Consider the following 21,667-nt stretch of genomic DNA (forward strand, 5'->3'; position numbering starts at 1 on the left):
AGCCTGTCTGATGCGATCGCAGGTCGTTCAACCGGCTTCGATCGCCTCGATTCCCCACAAAATTTGCGAGATCGAAACTGCAGTCTGGACTGCTTCCGGGCTGCTTCCGTGGCCAAAAAAGCGCTAATCCGGCCCGCTGAGCAATGTGTGTAAGTGGCTAATTACATGACCATTTTTGGCGCACCCGAAGGGATTCGAACCCCTGGCCTCTGCCTTCGGAGGGCAGCGCTCTATCCAGCTGAGCTACGGGTGCCTGGACGCTGCGCCTAGCAAAGCAAATCGGGCCGCGCCAGCCGTTTCCGCGTCAGCGCGGCGCGGGCTTGCGTGCGGGGGCGGGCGCCGGAGTCTTGGGCTTGTAGGCGCAGAGATCGGCGACGACGCAGCGCCAGCATTCCGGCGTGCGCGCCTTGCAAGTATAGCGGCCGTGGAGGATCAGCCAGTGATGCGCGTGGAGACGGAAGGGCTGGGGGACGCGTTTGTCGAGCTTCAATTCGACGTCGAGCGGGGTCTTGCCGCGCGCCAGCCCGGTGCGGTTGCCGACGCGGAAGATATGCGTGTCGACTGCGAAGGTCTCGTGCCCGAACGCCGAATTGAGCACGACGTTCGCGGTCTTGCGCCCCACCCCGGGCAGCGCTTCGAGCGCCGCGCGGTCCTCAGGGACCTGGCTGCCGTGCCGGTCGATCAGCGCCTGGCTGAGCGCAAGGACGTTCTTGGCCTTGGTGTTGTAGAAGTTGATCGTGCGCAGCCGCGCCTTGAGCGCCTCCTCGCCGAGCTCGACCATCTTTTCGGGCGTGTCGGCCTCGGCGAACAGGACCCGCGTCGCCTTGTTGACCCCCGCGTCGGTCATCTGCGCCGAAAGCGCGACGGCGACGAGCAGGGTGTAGGGATTGCTGTATTCGAGTTCGGTCTCTGGATGCGGATTGTCGGCCGCGAGCCGTGCGAAGAACTCGACGATCTCCGCCTTGTTCAAATGCCCAGCACCTGGTCCATCGTGTAGCGGCCGGGCTGCTGTCCCTTGAGCCAGAGCGCAGCCTGGACCGCGCCGCGTGCGAAGATCGCGCGGTCGTCGGCGCGGTGCGTGAGTTCGATGCGCTCGCCGGCCGTGGCGAAGATGACGCTATGGTCGCCGACCACCGATCCGCCGCGCAGGCTCGCCATGCCGATCGTGCCCTCGGCGCGCGGGCCGGTCAGCCCGGCGCGATCGGTGACGCCGGCCTCGGCCAGCGTGGTGCCCATGCCGTGCGCGGCGGCGTCGCCGAGCATCAGCGCGGTGCCCGAAGGCGCGTCGGCCTTGTTGCGGTGGTGCGTCTCGACGATCTCGATGTCCCAATCGGGCCCGAGCCGCGCCGCCGCTTCGCGCACCAGATGGGCGAGCATCCCGATGCCGAGCGAGGTGTTGCCGGTCTGGAGCACTGGAATTTCTGCCGCGGCGGCGTCGATCAGCGCGTGATGGTGCGCGCCGATCCCGGTGGTGCCGATCACGATCGGAGTCCAGGCGGCGCGCGCGGCGCCGAGATGCGCCTCCAGTGCGGCGGGGGCGGAGAAATCGACCAGCACATCGGCCTTGCGCGCGAGGTCGGCGGGATTGTCGCCCATATCCGCGCCGCCAGCGACCTGCGCGCCGAGGCTGGGCGCGATCGCGGCGATCGCCTGACCCATCCGTCCCATACTTCCGAAAATACCGATGCTCGTCATGGCGCTTGCTGTGGCACAATCGGGGGGCGGCGCGACAGAGGCTATTTGGGCTTCTTGCCGAACGGCACGCGGAAGCGGATCATCGCGGCGGGCGCCGTGGCGCCGGGGAAGCCGCGTTGCTCGGCCTCAACCGCGATCTCGCCTGCTCCGAGCCGCCGCGCCGCCCGGACCGGCGGCTCGACATAGCGCGGCTCGATTTTTTCGAGGCGATAGCGATTCGGATTGGCAGTAACGCATACCTCCTCGCTCGAATTCGGCTCGCAACGTTTCTCGGTGATTATCGTGCGCGTACCGTCGTCGTCGCCGGGGACGAGAGGGCGTTCCTGAGGCGTCGCTATGGCGATCAGCAGCAATAACAGCATCGGCGTTCTCCCCGAGTTGCCGGCAATCGACACGGCATTTGCGGCAACGGCATGGCGGGCAGTAGAGATCGGGAATGGCAGATATCCGCAGCATCGTGATTCTCACCGGCGCCGGCGTCTCCGCCGAGAGCGGCATCGCGACCTTCCGCGGTCCTGGCGGGCTGTGGGAGGGGCACCGCGTCGAGGATGTCTGCACGCCGCAAGCGCTAGCGCGCGATGCCGAGCTGGTGCATCGCTTCTACGACGAACGCCGGGCAAAGCTCGCCGGCGTCGAGCCCAATGCGGCACACCAGGCGCTCGCGCGGCTCGATGCGGAATGGCCGGGGGAGTTGCTGCTCGTCACGCAGAATGTCGACGACCTGCACGAGCGCGCCGGCTCGACGCGGCTGCTCCACATGCATGGCGAACTCAAATCGGCGCTATGCGCAGCGTGCGGGGTTCGCACCGCGTGGGAAGAGCCGCTTCCGCCCGCAACCGAATGCCCGAATTGCGGCACTGAGGCACTGCGCCCCGACATCGTGTTCTTCGGCGAGATGCCGTACCAGATGGAGCGGATCGAGGCGGCGCTGTCGCAAGCCGATTTGTTCGTCTCGATCGGGACGTCGGGGGCGGTCTATCCCGCAGCCGGTTTCGTCCAGACCGCGCGGCATCATGGCGCGGCGACGCTCGAACTCAATCTCGATCCGTCGGGCGGCAGCCAGTGGTTCGACGAGGGCCGGATGGGGCCTGCGGGGGTGCTGGTGCCGGCCTGGGTGGAGGAAGTGCTGGTATAGAGTTCTCCACCCCGGACTTTGTCGGCGTAGGACGAGATTCAGTCCACCCAATCCAGCCCGATATCGCGGTAGAGCCCGCGGTCTTCCTCCCATTTCGGGTTGACCTTGACGTGGAGATAGAGGTGCACCGGCACTCCCATGATCCGCGACAATTCGGCCCGGGCGCGCGCGCCGATCTCCTTTATCCGGGTGCCGCCCTTGCCGAGCACGATCGCGCGTTGGGTTTCGCGCGCGACGAGGATCTGCTGGTGGATCTCGACCGATCCGTCCTCGCGCTCGCTATATTTCTCGGTCTCGACCGCGCTCGCGTAAGGCAATTCGGCGTGGAGCTGGAGATAGAGCTGCTCGCGAGTGACTTCGGCGGCGATCATCCGCTCGGTCGCGTCGGAGACCTGGTCCTCGGGGAAATGCCACGCGCTCTCGGGCATCGCCGCGGCGAGCGCGGCCTTCAATTCGGGGACGCCATCACCGGTCTGCGCGCTGACGAAATAAGTCTCGTCGAACGGCAGCATCTCGTTGAGCTTGGCGGCGTGGCCGAGCAGCCGCGGCTTGTCGGCAATGTCGACCTTGTTGAGGATCAGGATCTTCCGCTCGCGGCGGTTGGCCAGGCTTTCGATCACCTGCTGGACCTTGGGGCCGGTGCCGCCCTTGCCGTCGACGACCAGTGCGATCAGGTCGGCGCCCTCGGTACCTTCCCAGGCAGCGGCGACCATCGCGCGATCGAGCCGGCGCTCCGGGGTGAAGATGCCCGGCGTGTCGACCAGGACGAGCTGCGCGTCGCCTTCGATCGCGATGCCCATCAGCCGCGCCCGCGTGGTCTGCGCCTTGGGGCTGACGATCGCGACCTTCTGGCCGACCAGCGCATTGACCAGGGTGGACTTACCGGCGTTCGGCGCGCCGACGATGGCGATGATGCCGCAATGTTGAGTCATGGGGGAATCAGGGAGATCAGGGGACATTCGCCTGCCCTTACCCCGTTCGCCCTGAGCTTGTCGAAGGGCCGTTCTTCTTTTTCGCCAGCGCGGAGACAAGGTCCCAATCGCCGCGGATGAGCGCCATCTTCTTTGCGCGGCTCCAGCCCTTGATTCGGCGTTCCATCGCGATGGCTTCCTGGCGTGTCGGGAGTTCTCCGCACCACACCAGTTTCACTGGAAGCCGGTCCGAGGTAAAGCCGTCCACCGCTCCCGTTTCGTGCTACGCGAGGCGAACCTCAAGATTATCGGTGTGGCCAGTATAATAGCTGCCACCCCGACAGTGTAGGATATAGACCCAGAAGCCCATCGCCTGAGGATGAAGGAAAGACGGCCCTTCGACAAGCTCAGGGCGAACGGATTTAGGTTCGTATTCCCCGGGGTGCGTGCTGAGCTTGTCGAAACGCCGTCTTCTTGCTTCAGCCCTTCAATTTCCCCAATAGCGCCCCAGCCGCCGCGGTCTCCGCTTCCTGCTTGCTCGTGCCTTCGCCGGTCGCGTCCGCCAGTTTGCCGATGCTCACCTTCACCGTGAAGCGCGGCGAATGGTTCGGGCCCGAGCGGTCGACGATTTCGTATTCCGGCGGGCGGCGGTTGTTCGCGGCGGCCCATTCCTGAAGCGCGGACTTGGGGTGCTTGGGCGCCTGGCCCTGTAGGTCGATCCGCTCGGACCAGGCCTTGCGGATGAAGCCGCGTGCCGCGTCGAGCCCGAATTCGAGATAGAAGGCGCCGATCAGCGCCTCGATCACGTCGCCCAGCACATTGTCGCTGTCCGCCGCGCCATCCTCGCGCGCCTGTTTGCCGAGCCGCAGATAGGGCGCCACACCGATGTCGCGCGCCACCTCGGCGCAGACCGGGCCGGTCACCAGCGCATTCAATCGCCGCGACAGCGCACCCTCGGGTTCGTCGGCGAACCGCTCGAACAGCCATTCGGCGATGACCAGCCCGAGCACGCGGTCGCCGAGGAACTCCATCCGCTCGTAATTGGCAGCGGCCTGGCTGCCATGCGTCAGCGCGCGCTGGTACGCGGCCAGGTCGCCGGGCTTGCGGCCGAAGGTCTCAGCGATCCATCCCCCCAGCGCAGGGGCGGTCAGAAGCCTTCTCCGATGCGGCTCCAGCGCGCCGCGGTGAACCAGGTCCAGGGCAGGAACCAGTTGGCGCTGCCGTCGGTCGACCAGAAGTTGATCACGGCCTTGCCCTCGAGATTCTCAAGGGGCACGAATTCGATGCCGCCGTCGGCGTGGCTGAAGCGGCTGTCGGTCGAATTGTCGCGATTGTCGCCCATCAGGAAGACGTGGCCGGCGGGCACCGTGTAGATCCCGGTATTGTCCTTGGGGTACGTACCCTGGTCGAGCACTTCATAGGTCTTGCCGTTGGGCAGGGTCTCGCGGAAGCGCGGGATGCTGCACACCGCATTGCCGTCGGCGTCGATATTCTGGAACTGCGGCTGGCAGCGCTCGAAATTGGGCGAGATCGGCAACACGAATTGCGCGACCCGGTCCTTGGGCACCGGCTTGCCGTTCAGTATCAGCTGGCCACCCACCATCTGGACGCTGTCACCCGGCAGCCCGATGACCCGCTTGATCCAGTCGGTATCATTGCCCGGCGGCGCCTTGAACACCACTACGTCGCCGCGCGCCGGCGTGCCGGGGAAGATGCGGCCCGGGATCAGCGGCAGGCTCCACGGCAGCGAATGCTTGGAATAGCCATAATTCCATTTGGTGATGAACAGATAGTCGCCGATCAGCAGCCGCGGCAGCATCGACTCGGACGGAATCGAGAAAGGCGAGAAGATGAAGCTGCGCACCACGAAGACGATCAGCGCCAGCTTGACGAGGAACGAGGCGAGATCGCGCCATTCGCTCTTGGGCTTGTCCGCGGCCGTGCCCACCGAATAGGGCTTGGGCGCATCGACTGCGGGCGTTTCGGGCTCGGCGGAGGGCGCGTTTTCCATGGATCGTGCTCTGCTTGGGCTGGGCGGGTAGGTCAAGCGGCTGAATAGCGCTGGCAGGCGCGTTCGGGGGAGGATAGGGGCAGCCTGCGTTCAAGGAGATGAACATGGCATTGCCCGACTGGTCGACGATCCACGCCCTCAAGCCCGCTTCGCTCAAGCAATTGTTCGACGCCGACTCGGCGCGGCTGGCGTCGCTGTCGCTCGACGTCGCCGGCATCCATTTCGACTGGTCGAAGACGCATCTGACGCCCGATGCCGTGCAGGCGTTCGAAGCGCTGGCTGAATCGATGGGCCTTTCAGCGAAGCGCGATGCGCTGTTCGCCGGCGAGGCGATCAACGTCACCGAGGGTCGCGCCGCCGAGCATACCGCCGAACGTGGCGAAGGTAGCCCAGAGAGCGTCGCGCGGGCGCGCGGCTTCCATGCCCGGATGCGCGCGCTGATCGACGCGATCGAGGCCGAGGCGCTCGGGCCGGTGCGCCACATCCTCCATATCGGCATCGGCGGATCGGCGCTCGGGCCGGATCTGCTCGTCGACGCGCTGGGCCGCGATGCCGATCGCTACGAGGTCGCGGTGGTCTCGAATGTCGACGGGGCTGCGCTCGAAGAGGCGCTCGATCGCTTCGACCCGCAAGCGACCCTGATTGCGGTCGCCTCGAAGACCTTCACCACCACCGAGACTTTGCTCAACGCCGAGAGCGCGCTGGCCTGGCTGTCGGGCAGCGGCGTCGAGGATCCGTACGGCCGCGTCATCGCGCTGACCGCGGCGCCCGACAAGGCCGTGGCCTGGGGCGTCGACGAGACGCGCGTGCTGCCCTTCGCCGAGAGCGTCGGCGGGCGCTATTCGCTATGGTCGTCGATCGGCTTTCCCGCGGCGCTGGCGCTCGGCTGGGAAGCGTTCGAGGAGATGCTCGAAGGCGCGGCCGAGATGGACCGCCATTTCCGTTTGACCCCGCTGGCGCAGAACGCACCGGCGCTCGCGGCGTTCGCCGATTTATATTACACCCAGGCGCGCGGCTGCGAGACGCGCGCGACCTTCGCCTATGACGAGCGGCTGCGGCTGTTGCCGAGCTATCTCCAGCAGCTCGAGATGGAATCGAACGGCAAGCGCGTCACCGCCGAGGGCGAGGCCGTCAGCTGGCCGACCGCGCCGATCACCTGGGGCGGGGTCGGCACCGATGCGCAGCACGCGGTGTTCCAGTTGCTCCACCAGGGGACGCGGCTGGTCCCGGTCGAGTTCGTCGGAGTGATCGAGCAGGGCGACGCGCAGGATGACGGGCACCACCGCCAGCTGCTGCTCAACATGTTCGCGCAAGGCGCGGCGCTGATGGCGGGCAAGACGCATGAGGATTTGGCGCGCGCCTATCCCGGCGACCGGCCGTCCTCGACTCTGCTGCTGAACGATCTCGATCCGCGCACGCTGGGTGCGTTGCTCGCGTTCTACGAGGCGCGGACCTTCGTCAACGCGGTGCTGCTGGGCATCAATCCGTTCGACCAGTTCGGTGTCGAGCTCGGCAAGGAAATGGCCAAGGCGGCGGCGCAGGGCGACAGCGACTTCGACATCTCGACCAACGATCTCATCCAGCGTGCATTCGGCGAATGAGCGACGACGACTATGTTTATGACGAGGCGCGCGGGGAATGGGTCCCCGCCGCCGAGGCCTCGGCGAACGCCGGCGCGGACGACGCGGTCGAAGTCCGGGATTCGGTGGGCAATTTGCTCCAGGACGGCGATCAGGTGACGCTGATCAAGGACCTTACCGTCAAGGGTGCGGGCCAGACGCTCAAGCGCGGCACCTTGATCAAGTCGATCCGGCTGACCGGCGATGCGCAGGAGATCGACTGCAAGTATGAAGGCATCAAGGGGCTGGTGCTCCGCGCGGAGTTCGTGCGGAAGCGCTGAGCTTGTTTGCGGCGGCGTTCATGCATATGTGTATAAAACTGCGGTTGGATACACATCATGCGCACGAATATCGAGATCGACGATAATTTGATGGCCGAGGCGATGGCCGCGCTTGGCGTGAAGACCAAGCGCGAAGCCGTCGAAGAGGCTTTGCGCCGTGCAGTCCGTGCGCATCGGCAGTTGGAGGCGCTTCGAGGGCTCGAAGGCATAGGCTGGGAAGGCGATCTCGACGATATGCGGACGAGCAAGTACATCCCGGCTGCCGAATGATCCTCGTCGATAGCAGCGTTTGGATCGACAAGCTTGCCAGCCGCACCACGTTGCAGACGCTACGATTGGAACAGCTCATTTTCGACGAGCAGGAGATCGGCATCGGCGACCTCATCCTTGCCGAAGTGCTGCAAGGAACCCGCGATGGCAGGTCGTTTTCGGCGGCGAAGGAACATCTGGACGTCTATTCCTCCGTCCAGATTTCAGATCCGCGTATCGCGGAGGTGGCGGCTCGCAACTATCATGCGCTTCGCGGCTTGGGCATAACGATCCGCAAGACGATAGACACGCTGATCGCGACCCGCTGCATCCTCGATCGCATACCGCTTCTGTATAGCGACCGCGACTTCGACCCCTTTGTCCAGCACCTCGGCCTCAGATCGGCGATGGGTGCCACCGGAGTGAATTGAATGGCTGACTATGATTACGACCTCTTCGTCATCGGCGCGGGGTCGGGCGGTACGCGTGCCTCGCGCGTGTCGGCTGCGTACGGCGCCAAGGTCGCCATCGCTGAGGAATATCGCGTCGGCGGCACCTGCGTGATCCGCGGCTGCGTGCCCAAGAAACTGCTCGTCTACGGCGCACACTTCGCCGAGGACCTCAAGGACGCACGGCGCTTCGGCTGGAACGTCCCCGATTGCAGCTTCGACTGGGCGACCTTGCGCGACAACGTCCTCGCCGATGTCGATCGGCTGAATGGGCTCTATACCCAGGGGCTCAACAATGCCGGCGCCGAGATCCTCCTCGAGCGCGCCACCGTCACCGGGCCGCACGAAGTCACGCTCGCATCGGGCAAGAAGGTCACGTCGAAATACATATTGATCGCCACCGGCGCGCATCCGCACGTCCCCGATTTCCCCGGCGCCGAGCATGGCATCACCTCGAACGAGGCCTTTCATCTCGAGACGTTGCCTAAGCGCATCCTGATCGCCGGCGGCGGCTATATCGCCAACGAATTCGCCGGAATCTTCAACGAGTTCGGCAGCCACGTCACCGTGGTCAACCGCACCGACGTGATCCTGCGCGGCTATGACCATTCGGTCCGCGACCGGCTGCTCCAGATCTCGCTGACCAAGGGCATCGACTTCCGCTTCCACGCCGAGTTCGAGAAGATCGAGAAGCTCGAAAATGGCTGCCTGAAGGTGTTCCTTACCGGGCAGGAGCCGGCGGAGTTCGACGTGGTGCTGTTCGCCACCGGCCGGGTGCCCAATTCCAAGGGGCTCGGGCTGGAGGAGGCCGGAGTCGAGCTCGACGACAAGGGCGCGATCAAGGTCGACGCGCAGAACCGCTCGAACGTCGACAGCATCTATGCGGTCGGCGACGTGACCAACCGCATCCAGCTGACCCCGGTGGCGATCCGCGAGGGCCAGGCTTTTGCCGACACGGTGTTCGGCAACAATCCGCGGACGGTCGACTATAGCTGCGTGCCGAGCGCGGTGTTCAGCCATCCGCCGATCGCGGCGGTGGGGATGACCGAGGGCGAGGCGCGTAACAAGCTCGGCTCGGTCAAGGTCTATGCCTCGGACTTCCGCGCCATGAAGAACGTCCTGGCCAACCGCAACGAGCGCGCGCTCTACAAGATGGTCTGCGACGGGATGACTGGGAAGGTCGTCGGCATCCACATGATCGGGCCGGACGCGCCGGAGATCCTCCAGGCGGCGGCGGTGGCGGTGAAGGCCGGGCTCACCAAGCAGGCGTTCGACGATACCGTCGCGCTGCACCCCAGCATGGCCGAGGAGCTGGTGCTGCTGAAGTAGCGCTACACGTCACCCCGGCCTTGGGCCGGGGTCAACTGCGCGGATGCGGGAGAAGCAAGCGGCTCCAGCTTTTCCCTAGTGGCATGGTGCCCCGGCCCAGGGCCGGGGTGACGGGCAACCCATCCCCGTTCGCCCTGAGCTTGTCGAAGGGCCGTCTTCTCTTGGCTGTAGAAAGAAAGACGGTGCTTCGACAAGCTCAGCACGAACGGGGAGAGTTCAGTCCTCTGACACCCTAGCTGTTCGCCGCCTCCTGCAGCATCGCATCGGCCTCGTCGCGCGGCACGTCGCCGGCCCGGCGCGAGAGCCACACCGTCGTCGCCAGATCCCAGGTCACGTTGCCGACGGTGCGCATGATGTCGGGCAAGGTCTCGACCGCGACGAGCAGCCCGAGCGGCGCCACGGGTGCGCCGATCGTCGAGGCGACCGGGGCGATCGCGCTGACATAGCTGACCGTCCCCGGCAGGCTGACCGAGCCGAGCGAGGTCAAGGTCGCGACCACGGTGCCGACCGCCAGTGTCGCCGGGCTGAGCGGCACCCCGAACCATGAGGCGACATAGATCGCCACCGCGAAGTTCATCGCCGGTCCGGTCGCGCGGAAGATCGCGACCGCGAGCGGCATCGTCACGCCCGATACCGCGACCGGCACGCCGAGCCCGCTCGCGCCCTCGATCATCACCGGCAGCGTGGCGAGCGAGCTCTGGGTGCTGATCGCCACTGCCTGGCTCGGCGTCGCGGCGCGCAGATAGCGACCGAGGCCGACCCGACCGCCGATGATCGCCACCGGATAGGCGAATAGAGTGACCACGAAGCCGACCCCCGCGACCACGAGGATGTAATGGATCAGCGCGCCGAACGCGCCGGTGCCGGCCTTGGCGCCGACCACCAGCGCCAGCGCGAACACGCCGACCGGCCCGATCCACAGCACCCAGTCGATCACCACCAGCATCACGTCGCGGATCGCGATGAAGAAGCGCGTCAGCATGGTGCGCGCTTCCTCGCCGACGCGCGTGATCGCGAAGGCGAAGACCAGCGAGAAGATGATCAGCGACAGGAAGGCGTTCTCCGCCGCCGCCTTGACGATATTGGCGGGGATGATCGCCGCGAGGAACTCGCCGAGCGGCGGCACCGGCCCGATCTTCTCCGCACCGGCCAGCGCGGCGCGCAGGCTCGCGGCCGATTCCTGCGGCAGTGGAGCGATCTGGAGGAACAGCGGCGTGAGGATCGCGGCGGCGGCGGCCGAGAGGAACAATACGACGACGTAGAGTGCGATCGCGCGGCCCGCGAGACGCCCCGCCTGCGCCGCCTCGGCAGTGGCGGTCACGCCGGTGATCAGCAAGGCGACGACGAGCGGCACGATCGTCATCTGCAATCCGTTGAGCCAGGCCTGGCCGACCGGTTGCGCATATTCGGCGACCGCGAGCCCAGTCTGCGGCGAATAGGCCGCGAACAGCGCGCCGACGATCAGCCCGGCGATCAGCGACAGAAGAATACGGGTAGGTTGCGACATGCTCGCCCTTTGTGGTTTTCGCCGCTATCGCTGCGGGCACGAAACGCCACAAGGGCGCGAACAGGCGAGACATGGCAAGAAAATATTTCGGGACGGACGGAATCCGCGGCACCACCAACGTCGCGACGATGACCGCGGCGATGGCGATGAAGGTCGGCATGGCGGCCGGCGCACATTTCGCGCGCGGCGAGCACCGCCACCGCGTCGTCATCGGCAAGGACACGCGGCTGTCGGGCTATATGCTCGAAAATGCGATGGTCGCGGGGTTCACTTCGGTGGGCATGGACGTGGTGCTGGTCGGGCCGATGCCGACCCCGGCGGTGGCGATGCTCACCCAGTCGATGCGCGCCGACATGGGGGTGATGATCTCGGCGAGCCACAACCCCTATGCCGATAACGGCATCAAATTGTTCGGCCCCGACGGGTTCAAGCTCTCGGACGCGGACGAGCTCGCGATCGAGGCGCTGATCGACGGCGAGGTGCCGCTCGCCGCCTCGGCCAATATCGGCCGTGCCCGCCGCGTCGAAGATGCCCGCGGGCGTTACACCCATGCCGCCAAGTCGACCTTCCCGAGCGACCTGACCTTGGACGGGCTCAAGGTGGTGATCGATTGCGCCAACGGCGCGGCGTACCAGGTCGCGCCCTCGGCGCTCTGGGAGCTCGGCGCCGAAGTGATCGCGATCGGCGTCACGCCGAACGGCAAGAACATCAATGACGGCGTCGGCTCGACTGCGCCCGACACGCTGCGCGAGACCGTCGTCGCCTCGGGCGCGCATATCGGCGTGGCGCTCGACGGCGATGCCGACCGGCTGATCGTCGTCGACGAGACCGGCCGGGTGATCGACGGCGACCAATTGATGGCGCTGATCGCCGGCGGCTGGGCGCGCCAGGGGCGGCTCGCCGGGGGCGGGCTGGTCACGACGGTGATGTCGAACCTCGGGCTCGAGCGCCATCTCGCCGCACAGGGGCTGGGCATGGTGCGCACCGCGGTCGGCGACCGCTACGTGCTCGAGAAGATGCGCAGCTCGGGCTATAATGTCGGCGGCGAGCAGAGCGGGCACATCATCCTTTCGGACTATGCCACCACCGGCGACGGGCTGGTCGCGGCGCTCCAGGTGCTCGCCGAACTGGTCCGCGCGGGTGCACCGGCGAGCGAAGTGCTCCACCGCTTCGATCCGCTGCCGCAGGTCCTCAAAAATGTCCGCTTCAAGGGCGGCAAGCCGCTGGACGAGGTCCGCGTCAAGGATGCGATCGCCGCGGCCGAAGCCGAGCTCGACGGCAAGGGCCGCCTCGTCATCCGCGCCTCGGGCACCGAGCCGGTGATCCGGGTGATGGCCGAGGGCGACGATCGCGGCCAGGTCGAGGCCGTGGTCGACCGGGTGTGCGACGCGGTGCGCGACGCGGCGGCGTGATCTCCGTCCCCTCCGTTCGCCCTGAGCTTGTCGAAGGGCCGTCCTTCTTCCTCCGTCAGGCGAAAGAGAAGAACGGTGCTTCGACAAGCTCAGCACGAACGGGGAGAGGTGGCGCAATGGTGGCGGGAGGTGGAATCTGATGCTGGAAATGCGTCCCGATTGCGAACGCTGCGGCGCGGAGCTTCCCGCCGACGATCCCGGCGCGTTCATCTGCTCGTTCGAGTGCACCTTCTGCGCGGAATGCGCCGACGCACTCGACGAGCATTGCCCCAATTGCGGCGGCGAGCTGCTGGACCGGCCCACGCGCACGGGCGATACGCTCCGCCGCCACCCGGCATCGAGCGAGCGCAAATTCACCCGGTGAAGATGATTTAGCGCTGTCCTACAGGCCGTGCTTCGTGGCAGGAATCCGGGCATGATGCGGTCGACCGTGCCCTTGATTTCCTCGAACATTGCGGTGCGCGCGCCCGGCCTGTTGGCATGGCCTGCGAGAATGGCGCGCAGGACCGCAACTTTCTCAACTTCGGTCTCAACTTTAGCCGCAACTCCGGGGTCGGCGGCATGACCCCGCGCATCCTGATCATCGCCGGTTCGGATTCGGGCGGCGGCGCCGGAATTCAGGCCGATATCAAGACCGTGACGATGCTCGGCGGGCACGCGATGACCGCGATCACTGCGATTACCGCGCAGAACACCCTGGGAGTCAGCGGCGTCCATCCGATTCCCACTGACATGGTCCTCGCGCAGATCGACGTGGTCGTCCGCGACATCGGCGTCGACGCGATCAAGATCGGGATGATCGGATCGGCGCGCACCGCGCTGGCGGTGGCGGAGAAGCTCGGCGAGCTTCCCGGCGTTCCGGTCGTATTCGATCCGGTGATGGTCGCGACCAGCGGCGCGACGCTCGCCGACGATGCGACGATCGCCGCGTTCGAGCGGCTGATGGCACGCGCAACGGTGGTGACGCCCAACCTCCCCGAACTCGAAGCGCTTGGTGGCGATGCTCAGGCGCTGGTCGCGGCGCATGGCTGCGCGGTATTGGTCAAGGGCGGGCACGGTGGCGAGCCTCAAGTCACCGATCGGCTCTATTCGGCCAATCCCGAGGATCCGCCCGAGATCGAATGGAGCGATCCGCGCATCGAGACCGAGGCAACCCACGGCACCGGCTGCACGCTTTCTTCGGCGATCGCCTGCGGGCTGGCACAGGAATGGGATTTGCCCGAGGCCGTTGCGCGCGGGCGCCGCTTCGTGCGGATCGCGATGCGCGAGGCGCCGGGGCTGGGCCGCGGCCACGGCCCGATGGGGCAGCAGGCGGTGCGGCTCGATCTCAACATGAGCTTCTTCGAGCCGATGCTCAACCAGGTCACCGTGCCCGCGCAGGATCTCGTCGCGAGTGAGCGCTTCTACCGGCTGCTCGGGCTGCGCCAGGTGGTGCGCGCCAGCCCGCGCTATGCGCGCTTCGAGACCGAAGGCGGCGCCACCTTCTCGGTCGCGACCGACGAGGCGTATACCGCGCCGGTGGTCTATTTCGAATGCGGCGATCTCGACGTCACCGTCGCCTATCTCCAGCAGCAGGGAGTCAAGTTCGAGGCGGAGCCGAAGGACGAGCAATGGGGCTGGCGCGAGGCGCGGCTGCGCGATCCGGCGGGCAATGCGATTCGTCTCTATCAGGCTGGCGAGATGCGGCGCTTTCCGCCATGGCGGCTCGACGATGCTTAAGACCGGGCCTGATCTGAAGTTCGAACGCCGCTACAAGCGCCTCCACAAAGGGCCGGTTGCGGGCGTCGACGAAGCGGGCCGCGGGCCGCTTGCGGGTCCGGTGGTCGCCGCCGCGGTGGTGCTCGACCCGAAATGCATCCCCGAGGGCATCGACGATTCGAAGGTGCTGACCGCCGCCAAGCGCGAACGGCTCTGCGGAGAATTGCTGAAGTGCGCCAAGGTCGGCGTGGGGATGGCGAGCGTCGAGGAGATCGACACGCTCAACATCTTCTGGGCGTCGATGCTGGCGATGTCGCGCGCGGTCGACGCGCTCGGCTTCGCGCCGGCTTTCGTGCTGGTAGACGGCAATCGCTGCCCCGATTGGGATCACCAGAGCCACGCGGTGGTCGGCGGCGACGCGCTTTGCCTGTCGATCGCCGCGGCGTCGATCGTCGCCAAGCACAAGCGCGACTGCATGATGGAGGCGCTGGACGCGGCGCATCCCGGCTATGGCTGGGCGAGCAACAAGGGCTATTCGGCCAAGGTCCACCAGGAAGCGCTGCGCACGCTCGGCCCGACGCCGCACCACCGGCGCAGCTTCTGGCGCGTCGCGCAGGCCGAACTCGATTTCGGGCCGGTGGTGGAGGCCGCTGAATAACTTCAGTGCTCCTGCGAAAGCAGGAGTCCAGAGTCACAGGCGATACGCTTCTTGGCTCTAGGCTCCTGCTTTCGCAGGAGCACTAACGGGGGAGAACGTAGATGGCACCGAATAGCCCATGGCAGCATCACCGCTCGGCGAGCGTCGCCGACGATATCGACTTCGAGATCAAGGGGCAGGAGCTCCAGTTCGTCGAGATCGAGCTCGATCCGGGCGAGAGCGCGGTCGCCGAGGCCGGGGCGATGGTCTGGAAGGACGCGCATGTCGAGATGACCACGGTATTCGGCGACGGCTCGGGCGGGCAGGGCGGCGGCTTCATGGGCAAGCTGCTCGGCGCGGGCAAAAGGCTGGTCACCGGCGAGAGCCTGTTCACCACCGTGTTCACCCACCAGGGCAGCGGCAAGGCGCGCGTTGCCTTCGCCGCGCCGATCCCCGGCGCGATCCTGCCGCTGCGGCTCGCCGATTATGGCGGGCAATTGATCTGCCAGAAGGATGCGTTCCTCGCAGCGGCGCGCGGCGTCTCGATCGGCGTGGCCTTTCAGCGCAAGATGATGACCGGATTGTTCGGCGGCGAAGGCTTCATCATGCAGAAGCTCGACGGCGACGGCTGGGTGTTCGTCCAGATGGGCGGCACCGTGGTCGAGCGCCAACTGGCGCCGGGCGAGCAACTCCATGTCGATACCGGCTGCGTCGCCGCGTTCACATCGACGGTGGATTTCGACGTGGTCGCGGCGGGCGGGGTCAAGAGCATGTTGTTCGGCGGGGAGGGCGTGTTCTTCGCGCGGCTCACCGGGCCGGGCCATGTCTGGATCCAGTCGCTGCCCTTCTCGCGACTCGCCGGGCGGATGCTCGCGGCGGCGCGGCCGTACGGCGGGCAGAATCGCGGCGAAGGCTCGGTGCTCGGCCCGCTCGGCGATTTGCTCGGCGGGGACTAGGCGCGCGTCAGCCGGACGACGCGCGTCATCGCCAAGGCAGCGACCAAGAGGGTTCCCGCGGCGAAGGCCATCGTCCAGATCGGCTCGCCGGGGAAGAAGCGCTTCATCACCGACCCCATCGCCGTGGCGACGAGCAATTGCGGCACGACGACGAAGACGTTGAACAGCCCCATATAGATGCCGAGCTTGGACTGGGGCAGGCTCGAGGCGAGGATCGCATAAGGCATTGCCAGGATCGACGCCCAGGCGACGCCGATGCCGATCTCGCTCAGCAGCAGCCAGCGCGGATCGGGCATCGCGAAGAAGCTGGCATAGCCCGCTGCGCCGCACAGCAGCCCGACGATATGCGTGCGGGCCTGGCCGATGCGGCGGGCGAGGAGCGGGAGCAGGGTCAGCGCGGCCACCGCGGCGACGCCGTTATAGGTGGCGAACAGCACGTCGACCCAATTGGCGCCCTTCTGGTAGAGCGGGCTCGCTGCGCTGTCCGCGCCGAAAAAGTCCTGGGTGACGATCGGGGTGGTGTTGATCCACATGATGAACAGCGCCGACCAGCTGAAGAACTGGGCCACCGCGAGCCGCTTCATCAGCACCGGCATGCCCGCGAAATCGCCGACGATGCTGCTGAGCATGTTGGCGGTCGATCCGGCTCGGGCAAGGGCGATCGCCGCGGCGCTGGCGAGGCCGTAGCCGGCGAGCAGCGCGCCGAGCAGATACACTTCCTTCTCGAGCCCAAACTGCCCGACCGCCCCGATCACCGCCGCGCCGGCCGCCAGCCAGACCAGGCTGGTGGTGTAGCTGCGTGTCGCCAGGCTTGGCGTCTCGTCGATCGGCTCGGTGGGCGCGCCATCGAATGCCGCCATTGCTTCGGGCGCATATTCGCGTGTCGTCACCACGGTCCACAGCACCGAGAGGAACAACGCGGCGCCGCCGAACCAGAAGGCGTAGCGGACGGTGTCGGGAATGCCGCCGCCGGTGGCGAGGTTCGACACGCCGAAATGTTCGAGCGCCCAGGGGAAGATGGATCCGACCACCGCGCCCGCGCCAATGAATGCGGTCTGCACGGCATAGCCGGCGGCGTGCTGGTCCTTGCGCAGCATATCGCCGACGAACGCGCGGAACGGCTCCATCGAGACGTTGAGCGAGGCGTCGAGCACCCACAGCATCACCGCGGCGAACAGCAAAGCCGGCGCGAGCGGCATCGCGATCAGCGACAGCGCCGCAAGCAGGGCGCCGGCGAAGAAATAGGGCCGCCGCCGGCCCAGCCGGCCGAGCCAGGTGCGGTCGCTCAAATGTCCGATTATCGGCTGGACGAGCAGCCCGGTCAGCGGCGCCGCCACCCACAGCCAGGACAGGTCGTCGATCTTGGCGCCGAAAGTCTGGAAGATCCGGCTCATATTGGCGTTCTGCAGCGCGAAACCGATCTGGATGCCGAAAAAGCCGAAGCTGATGTTCCAAAGGCCGGCAAAGGACTGGCGCGGCTTTTCGGTCATGGGGCGCCTCATATTTTACTCGTCATCCCGACCTTGTGCCGGGTTCCACGGCGCCGCGAACGAAGGACAAGCGGCATTAGCTTCTCGCCAAGCCGCGCGGTGGACCCCGGCACAGGGCCGGGGTGAGGGAAGGAGTGCGACAGCAAGCGCGTTGTCTAGCTCGCCGATCCGCAGGATTGCCGCACCACCAGCCTGGTCGGGAGCAGCGCCGAGCCGACCGGCTGCTCGCGGATGCGGCCGATCAGGGTCTCGACCAGCTTGCGTCCGGCGAGCCGAGGGTCTTGCATCACGGTGGTGAGCGGCGGACTGGCCGAGCTTGCTGCGGGAATGTCGTCGAACCCAACCACCGCGACGTCCCCGGGCACGTTGAGCCCTGCCGCCGCGAGCGCGCGCATCGCGCCGATCGCGATCAGGTCGCTTGCCGCTAGGACCGCGTCGAACTTCTCCCCGCTGGCGAGCAGCGCGTTGGCAGCCGCGGCACCCGCTTCCTCGGTAGTGATGGCGTCGAACTGCAGCCTGGGCCGCGGGATCACCCCGGCCTGCTTGAGCGCCGCGACATGCCCGCGATAGCGATCGTGGAATTCGGGATAATGGCTCGACGCACTGCCCAGGAACGCGATGTTGCGGCGCCCGAGCGACAGCAAATGGCGGGTCGCCTCGCGGCCGCCGCCGCGATTGTCGCAGCCGACGGTCAGGCCCGACGCCTCGGACTGGACCGAGCCCCAGCGCACGAAATGCGTGCCCGCATCCTCGAGCGCGCGCAACCGGCTGCGATAGAGCTCGTAATCGCCATAGCCGAGCAGGATGATCCCATCGGCCTTGCGCGAATCCTCATAGTCGTTGTGCCAGTCGCTCGACAGCTGCTGGAAGCTGATCAGCAGATCATGGTCGTGCTCGGCGCAGGCGCGGATGATCGAGGCGAGCATCGCGTGGAAGAACGGGTTGATCAGCGAATCGTCGGCGGTCGGGTCCTCGAAGAACAGCAGTGCCAGCGTCTGGGAGTGGCGGGTGCGCAGGTTCGAAGCGGCCTTGTCGACGCGGTAGTTGAGCTGCTTGGCAATTGATTCGATGCGCAGCCGGGTCGCCGGATTGACACCCAGCTCGCCGCGCAGCGCGCGCGACACGGTCGGCTGGGAGACCCCCGCCAGCTGCGCGATATCGAATGATGTCGGCTTGCGTTGCATACCCCCCTCCTCTCCGGCGCACGGCCGTGTCCGCCGCTTCGCATAATATGCAGACAGCCCAGATCGCCCGCCGCGTCAACGCCGCCGCCGCTGCAAATCAGCCCGGCCGGGCAGCGATCGCCACTGAATACGTATGTGGCCGGCTGGTCCAAACCGGCACTTTCGGAAGATGTGGCGCGGCGACGACGCGCAGTTCTGCGCAGCACATGTTGCGCATCCGAGATCGACCGGCCGCCAGAGCTGGAAACGGAGCGCAGATTAGGGGAGACGGACTTTGATCGACAAAAAGCGTAGCCATGTGGCGCTCGGGGCGAGCAGCCGCGCACTTGCCGCGGCGCTCCTGTTCGTGGCCGCCGCCACGCCGGCGCTGGCGCAGGACGTCCAGACTGCCGACGTTCCCGACCGGGGAACGCAGGACGTTCCGGACCAGGAAATCGTCGTCTCGGGCATCCGCGCTTCGCTGCAATCCTCGGCGAACATCAAGCGCAACGAGGCGATGATCGTCGATTCGGTCTCGTCCGAGGATATCGGCAAGCTTCCCGACGTCTCGATCGCGGATTCGCTCGCGCGCCTGCCCGGCGTCACCGCGCAGCGCCTCGAGGGCCGCGACCAGCGCCTTTCGATCCGCGGCCTCGGCCCGGACTTCTCGACGACGTTGCTCAACGGCCGCGAGCAGGTCACCGTCGGCGACAATCGCGGCGTCGAATACGACCAGTATCCGTCCGAATTCTTCAAGACGGTCAATGTCTACAAATCCGCCGACGCCTCGCTGGTCGCCGCGGGCATCGCCGGCACGGTCGACCTGCGCATGCTGCGCCCGCTCGAATCGAAGCAAGCCTTCGTCGTCGCCGCGCGCGGCCAGATGAACGAGAAGGACAAGCTCAATCCCGACGGCAGCCGCTACGGCTATCGCGCCTCGGCGACCTATGTCGACAAGTTCGCCAACGACACGCTCGGCATCGCGATCGGCGTCTCGGCGCAGAGCACGCCGACGCAGAACGAGCGCTACGCCGCCTGGGGCTTCCCATCGGAGGCGGCCGCCGGCGGCAATCTCTTCCTCGGCGGTGCCAAGCCCTATGTCCAGTCGAGCGTGCTCAAGCGCTATGGCGGCGTCGCCACGGTCGAATGGGCGCCGAGCGAAAATTTCCACTCGACCTTCGACGCGCTCTATTCGAACTTCGAGGAAGTGCAGCGGCTGCGCGGGATCGAGTTCCCGATCGCGCCTGCCTTCGGTTCGAACGCGACGATCCAGCCGGGCTATACCGTTGAAAACGGGCTGGTCACCGATGCGATCATCACCAACGTCGTCGGCGTCCAGCGCAACGATTACAACAAGCGCACCGCCAAGAACCTGTCGCTCGGCTGGAACAACGATCTTCGCCTGAGCGACACGGTCCACTTCGTCGTCGATGCGAGCTGGAGCCGCGCGACGCGCACCGATTTCCTGCTCGAGACCTATTCGGGCACCGGCTACAACCAGTCGGGCGCGAAGGACACGATTCACATCACCCACAACGATGACGGCACCTTCGACATCGTTCCGACGCTCGATTACACCAATACCGGGATCATCAGCCTGACCGACCCGCGTGGCTGGGGATTCAACGGCGTCGAGACGGTGGTGCAGGCGGGGTTCCTCAACCGGCCCGATTTCACCGACGACCTCAAGGCACTGCGCGCCAGCCTGAACGGCGAGATCGGCGGTAGCATCTTCAGCCGTTGGGAAATCGGCGCGAACTACAGCCGCCGCGAGAAGCAGAGCCGCTACAAGTCGTACTTCCTCTGCCCCGAGGGCGGCGGCACAAATTGTACCGTCGCCAGCGGAACGCCACTCAGCGTGCCTGTGCCCGCCGATGCGATTCTCGATGAGCAAGTCTCGCTCGATTATCTCGGCGTGCCCAAGATGCTGACCTATGATCCGCTGAAGGTCTATTCGTTGCTCGCGCCGTATTTCGACGGCCGGCCGGGCTCGCTGGTCCGCGACAATATCATCACCGAAAAGGTGCTGACCGGCTATGCCAAATTGGCGATCGACGGCACCGTCGGCGGCAAGGCGCTCAAGGGTTCGCTAGGGCTCCAGGTGGTCCACACCAAGCAGGGCTCGTCGGGGGCGATCGCCGCGCTTCAGGCCGGGGTGGTGACGACGTCGCCGGTCGCCGACGAGACGACCTATACCGACTTCCTGCCCTCGGCGACGTTCAGCCTCGAGTTGGAGGACGGCTTCTTCATCAAGCTGGGTGCCGCGCAGACGATGGTCCGCCCGCGCCTCGATCAGGAACGCATCACCCAGGCGGTCAATATCGATTTCGCCAAGATCGGCCTCGGCAGCGCACCGCAGAACAGCCCGTTCAGCTCGGACGGCGGCAATTTCGCGCTGAAGCCCTACAAATCGGGCAACATCGACATCTCGTTCGAGAAATACCTCGCCGGCGGCGGCTATCTGGCGCTGACTGGTTTCTACAAGCGCCTCACCGACTTCGTCGATCCCAACAACAGCGTGCTCTATGATTTCTCGCCGCTGCTGTCGGTGTTGCCGCCGGCGCAGCGCGCGATCGTCGTGGCGCAGAATGCGCAGTTCGGGCTGGTCAAGGCGCCGGCGAATACCGGCCGGGGCGACATTCTCGGGCTCGAGGCGACGGCGTCGCTGCCGTTCAGCGTGTTCAGCCAGGCGCTCGACGGCTTCGGCATCTTCGCCAGCGGCTCCTATGTCGACAGCAAGATCGTCTATGCCGACAATTCGGCGGTGACCTTGCCCGGTCAGTCGAAGTGGATCGGCTCGGGCACGGCCTATTTCGAGAAGAACGGCTTCCAGGCGCGGGCGACCTATCGCTGGCGCGACGAGTTCCTCGCCGAGCTGGCGGGGCTCTCGGCCAATCCCGAATACCGCACCGGCAAGGCCGAGGGCGTGCTCGATGCCCAGATCGGCTACGAGTTTCGGAGCGGCCCGCTTGCGGGCTTCTCGATCCTCGCCCAGGCGAAGAACCTCACCGACGCGCCGTTCGTGACCACCGAAGCGGGCGATACGCGGCTCGCGCGCGAATATCAGCGCTACGGCCGCGATTACTATCTCGGCATCACGTACAAGTTCTGAGGCGACTTTCCGA

General features: G+C 66.4%; 22 protein-coding genes and 1 tRNA gene. 12 read left to right on the top strand and 11 right to left on the bottom strand.

Annotation, left to right across the window (positions count from 1 at the left end):
* Positions 1-176: 176 nt before the first annotated feature.
* The 4 genes from AC3WJI_RS00480 to AC3WJI_RS00495 all read right to left on the bottom strand — a co-directional run bounded on the left by AC3WJI_RS00480 (position 177) and on the right by AC3WJI_RS00495 (position 2,057).
* A tRNA-Arg gene (locus AC3WJI_RS00480) sits at positions 177-253 on the bottom strand.
* Between the two features lie 51 nt (positions 254-304).
* Positions 305-970 (bottom strand): endonuclease III, encoded by a 666-nt coding sequence (gene nth, locus AC3WJI_RS00485; RefSeq protein WP_492755263.1) that lies wholly within the window; start codon positions 968-970, stop codon positions 305-307.
* On the bottom strand, positions 967-1,695 hold the full coding sequence (gene dapB, locus AC3WJI_RS00490; protein WP_492755264.1) for a 4-hydroxy-tetrahydrodipicolinate reductase: 729 nt from the start codon (positions 1,693-1,695) through the stop codon (positions 967-969). Before dapB ends, nth begins: the two co-directional genes overlap by 4 nt.
* Positions 1,696-1,736: 41 nt before the next feature.
* Positions 1,737-2,057 (bottom strand): hypothetical protein, encoded by a 321-nt coding sequence (locus tag AC3WJI_RS00495; protein WP_492755265.1) that lies wholly within the window; start codon positions 2,055-2,057, stop codon positions 1,737-1,739.
* Between the two features lie 74 nt (positions 2,058-2,131).
* On the opposite strand from AC3WJI_RS00495, the gene AC3WJI_RS00500 reads away from it, so the two are divergent.
* Positions 2,132-2,830 (top strand): NAD-dependent deacylase, encoded by a 699-nt coding sequence (locus AC3WJI_RS00500; protein ID WP_492755266.1) that lies wholly within the window; start codon positions 2,132-2,134, stop codon positions 2,828-2,830.
* A 38-nt stretch (positions 2,831-2,868) separates the two neighbouring features.
* On the opposite strand, the gene era is transcribed toward AC3WJI_RS00500, so the two are convergent.
* The 4 genes from era to lepB form a co-directional block, all read right to left on the bottom strand.
* Positions 2,869-3,762 (bottom strand): GTPase Era, encoded by an 894-nt coding sequence (gene era, locus AC3WJI_RS00505; RefSeq protein ID WP_492755267.1) that lies wholly within the window; start codon positions 3,760-3,762, stop codon positions 2,869-2,871.
* 37 nt (positions 3,763-3,799) lie between these two features.
* Positions 3,800-4,009 carry a GIY-YIG nuclease family protein gene (locus tag AC3WJI_RS00510; protein ID WP_492755268.1) on the bottom strand — a complete coding sequence of 70 codons (210 nt, stop codon included), beginning with the start codon at positions 4,007-4,009 and terminating at the stop codon, positions 3,800-3,802.
* 211 nt (positions 4,010-4,220) lie between these two features.
* Positions 4,221-4,877, bottom strand: a complete 657-nt coding sequence (gene rnc, locus AC3WJI_RS00515; protein WP_492755357.1) for a ribonuclease III — start codon at positions 4,875-4,877, stop codon at positions 4,221-4,223.
* An 11-nt stretch (positions 4,878-4,888) separates the two neighbouring features.
* Positions 4,889-5,752: a signal peptidase I gene (gene lepB, locus AC3WJI_RS00520; protein WP_492755269.1), complete on the bottom strand. Its 864-nt coding sequence runs from the start codon at positions 5,750-5,752 to the stop codon at positions 4,889-4,891.
* Between the two features lie 104 nt (positions 5,753-5,856).
* Here lepB and pgi point away from each other — a divergent pair, with 104 nt between their 5' ends.
* Genes pgi through gor form a run of 5 tightly spaced genes read left to right on the top strand, consistent with a single transcriptional unit; the run spans position 5,857 to position 9,679 of the window.
* Positions 5,857-7,353 (top strand): glucose-6-phosphate isomerase, encoded by a 1,497-nt coding sequence (gene pgi / locus AC3WJI_RS00525; RefSeq protein ID WP_492755270.1) that lies wholly within the window; start codon positions 5,857-5,859, stop codon positions 7,351-7,353.
* On the top strand, positions 7,350-7,652 hold the full coding sequence (locus AC3WJI_RS00530) for an alkylphosphonate utilization protein (protein WP_492755271.1): 303 nt from the start codon (positions 7,350-7,352) through the stop codon (positions 7,650-7,652). The genes pgi and AC3WJI_RS00530 overlap by 4 nt, the downstream gene beginning before the upstream one ends.
* 57 nt (positions 7,653-7,709) lie before the next feature.
* Complete coding sequence (locus AC3WJI_RS00535) at positions 7,710-7,922, top strand: type II toxin-antitoxin system VapB family antitoxin (RefSeq protein WP_492755272.1); 213 nt, start codon at positions 7,710-7,712, stop codon at positions 7,920-7,922.
* Positions 7,919-8,332, top strand: a complete 414-nt coding sequence (gene vapC, locus AC3WJI_RS00540; protein ID WP_492755273.1) for a type II toxin-antitoxin system VapC family toxin — start codon at positions 7,919-7,921, stop codon at positions 8,330-8,332. The genes AC3WJI_RS00535 and vapC overlap by 4 nt, the downstream gene beginning before the upstream one ends.
* Positions 8,333-9,679 carry a glutathione-disulfide reductase gene (gene gor, locus AC3WJI_RS00545; RefSeq protein WP_492755274.1) on the top strand — a complete coding sequence of 449 codons (1,347 nt, stop codon included), beginning with the start codon at positions 8,333-8,335 and terminating at the stop codon, positions 9,677-9,679.
* Positions 9,680-9,911: 232 nt separating this feature from the next.
* Here the strand turns inward: gor and AC3WJI_RS00550 are convergent, their stop codons facing one another.
* Positions 9,912-11,186 carry a dicarboxylate/amino acid:cation symporter gene (locus tag AC3WJI_RS00550; protein WP_492755275.1) on the bottom strand — a complete coding sequence of 425 codons (1,275 nt, stop codon included), beginning with the start codon at positions 11,184-11,186 and terminating at the stop codon, positions 9,912-9,914.
* 71 nt (positions 11,187-11,257) lie between these two features.
* On the opposite strand from AC3WJI_RS00550, the gene glmM reads away from it, so the two are divergent.
* From glmM to AC3WJI_RS00575, 5 genes are all read left to right on the top strand, one after another.
* On the top strand, positions 11,258-12,598 hold the full coding sequence (gene glmM / locus AC3WJI_RS00555) for a phosphoglucosamine mutase (RefSeq protein ID WP_492755276.1): 1,341 nt from the start codon (positions 11,258-11,260) through the stop codon (positions 12,596-12,598).
* 139 nt (positions 12,599-12,737) lie between these two features.
* Positions 12,738-12,962 carry a DUF1272 domain-containing protein gene (locus tag AC3WJI_RS00560; protein ID WP_492755277.1) on the top strand — a complete coding sequence of 75 codons (225 nt, stop codon included), beginning with the start codon at positions 12,738-12,740 and terminating at the stop codon, positions 12,960-12,962.
* A 197-nt stretch (positions 12,963-13,159) separates the two neighbouring features.
* On the top strand, positions 13,160-14,317 hold the full coding sequence (gene thiD / locus AC3WJI_RS00565; protein ID WP_492755358.1) for a bifunctional hydroxymethylpyrimidine kinase/phosphomethylpyrimidine kinase: 1,158 nt from the start codon (positions 13,160-13,162) through the stop codon (positions 14,315-14,317).
* On the top strand, positions 14,310-14,954 hold the full coding sequence (gene rnhB / locus AC3WJI_RS00570) for a ribonuclease HII (RefSeq protein ID WP_492755278.1): 645 nt from the start codon (positions 14,310-14,312) through the stop codon (positions 14,952-14,954). The genes thiD and rnhB overlap by 8 nt, the downstream gene beginning before the upstream one ends.
* Before the next feature lie 101 nt (positions 14,955-15,055).
* The gene (locus AC3WJI_RS00575; protein ID WP_492755279.1) at positions 15,056-15,889 is read left to right on the top strand and encodes a TIGR00266 family protein; all 834 of its coding nucleotides are present in this window, start codon (positions 15,056-15,058) and stop codon (positions 15,887-15,889) included.
* Here AC3WJI_RS00575 and AC3WJI_RS00580 read toward each other — a convergent pair.
* Both AC3WJI_RS00580 and AC3WJI_RS00585 read right to left on the bottom strand, forming a co-directional pair.
* The gene (locus tag AC3WJI_RS00580; protein WP_492755280.1) at positions 15,886-17,379 is read right to left on the bottom strand and encodes an MFS transporter; all 1,494 of its coding nucleotides are present in this window, start codon (positions 17,377-17,379) and stop codon (positions 15,886-15,888) included. The genes AC3WJI_RS00575 and AC3WJI_RS00580 overlap by 4 nt on opposite strands.
* 155 nt (positions 17,380-17,534) lie before the next feature.
* Positions 17,535-18,563, bottom strand: coding sequence for a LacI family DNA-binding transcriptional regulator (locus AC3WJI_RS00585; protein ID WP_492755281.1), 1,029 nt, complete (start codon positions 18,561-18,563; stop codon positions 17,535-17,537).
* Positions 18,564-18,837: 274 nt separating this feature from the next.
* On the opposite strand from AC3WJI_RS00585, the gene AC3WJI_RS00590 reads away from it, so the two are divergent.
* Positions 18,838-21,654, top strand: coding sequence for a TonB-dependent receptor (locus tag AC3WJI_RS00590; protein WP_492755282.1), 2,817 nt, complete (start codon positions 18,838-18,840; stop codon positions 21,652-21,654).
* Positions 21,655-21,667 lie beyond the last annotated feature (13 nt).

Source organism: Sphingomonas sp. FW306-1B-B10E (assembly GCF_058782005.1).

What these genes read in the sequence shown, in the direction of transcription:
- dapB (WP_492755264.1), bottom strand. Translation starts at nt 1,695, where the DNA reads ATGACGAGCATCGGTATTTTCGGAAGTATGGGACGGATGGGTCAGGCG.
- AC3WJI_RS00495 (WP_492755265.1), bottom strand. Translation starts at nt 2,057, where the DNA reads ATGCTGTTATTGCTGCTGATCGCCATAGCGACGCCTCAGGAACGCCCT.
- AC3WJI_RS00500 (WP_492755266.1), top strand. Translation starts at nt 2,132, where the DNA reads ATGGCAGATATCCGCAGCATCGTGATTCTCACCGGCGCCGGCGTCTCC.
- era (WP_492755267.1), bottom strand. Translation starts at nt 3,762, where the DNA reads ATGACTCAACATTGCGGCATCATCGCCATCGTCGGCGCGCCGAACGCC.
- lepB (WP_492755269.1), bottom strand. Translation starts at nt 5,752, where the DNA reads ATGGAAAACGCGCCCTCCGCCGAGCCCGAAACGCCCGCAGTCGATGCG.
- pgi (WP_492755270.1), top strand. Translation starts at nt 5,857, where the DNA reads ATGGCATTGCCCGACTGGTCGACGATCCACGCCCTCAAGCCCGCTTCG.
- AC3WJI_RS00530 (WP_492755271.1), top strand. Translation starts at nt 7,350, where the DNA reads ATGAGCGACGACGACTATGTTTATGACGAGGCGCGCGGGGAATGGGTC.
- AC3WJI_RS00535 (WP_492755272.1), top strand. Translation starts at nt 7,710, where the DNA reads ATGCGCACGAATATCGAGATCGACGATAATTTGATGGCCGAGGCGATG.
- vapC (WP_492755273.1), top strand. Translation starts at nt 7,919, where the DNA reads ATGATCCTCGTCGATAGCAGCGTTTGGATCGACAAGCTTGCCAGCCGC.
- gor (WP_492755274.1), top strand. Translation starts at nt 8,333, where the DNA reads ATGGCTGACTATGATTACGACCTCTTCGTCATCGGCGCGGGGTCGGGC.
- AC3WJI_RS00550 (WP_492755275.1), bottom strand. Translation starts at nt 11,186, where the DNA reads ATGTCGCAACCTACCCGTATTCTTCTGTCGCTGATCGCCGGGCTGATC.
- glmM (WP_492755276.1), top strand. Translation starts at nt 11,258, where the DNA reads ATGGCAAGAAAATATTTCGGGACGGACGGAATCCGCGGCACCACCAAC.
- AC3WJI_RS00560 (WP_492755277.1), top strand. Translation starts at nt 12,738, where the DNA reads ATGCTGGAAATGCGTCCCGATTGCGAACGCTGCGGCGCGGAGCTTCCC.
- thiD (WP_492755358.1), top strand. Translation starts at nt 13,160, where the DNA reads ATGACCCCGCGCATCCTGATCATCGCCGGTTCGGATTCGGGCGGCGGC.
- rnhB (WP_492755278.1), top strand. Translation starts at nt 14,310, where the DNA reads ATGCTTAAGACCGGGCCTGATCTGAAGTTCGAACGCCGCTACAAGCGC.
- AC3WJI_RS00575 (WP_492755279.1), top strand. Translation starts at nt 15,056, where the DNA reads ATGGCACCGAATAGCCCATGGCAGCATCACCGCTCGGCGAGCGTCGCC.
- AC3WJI_RS00580 (WP_492755280.1), bottom strand. Translation starts at nt 17,379, where the DNA reads ATGACCGAAAAGCCGCGCCAGTCCTTTGCCGGCCTTTGGAACATCAGC.
- AC3WJI_RS00585 (WP_492755281.1), bottom strand. Translation starts at nt 18,563, where the DNA reads ATGCAACGCAAGCCGACATCATTCGATATCGCGCAGCTGGCGGGGGTC.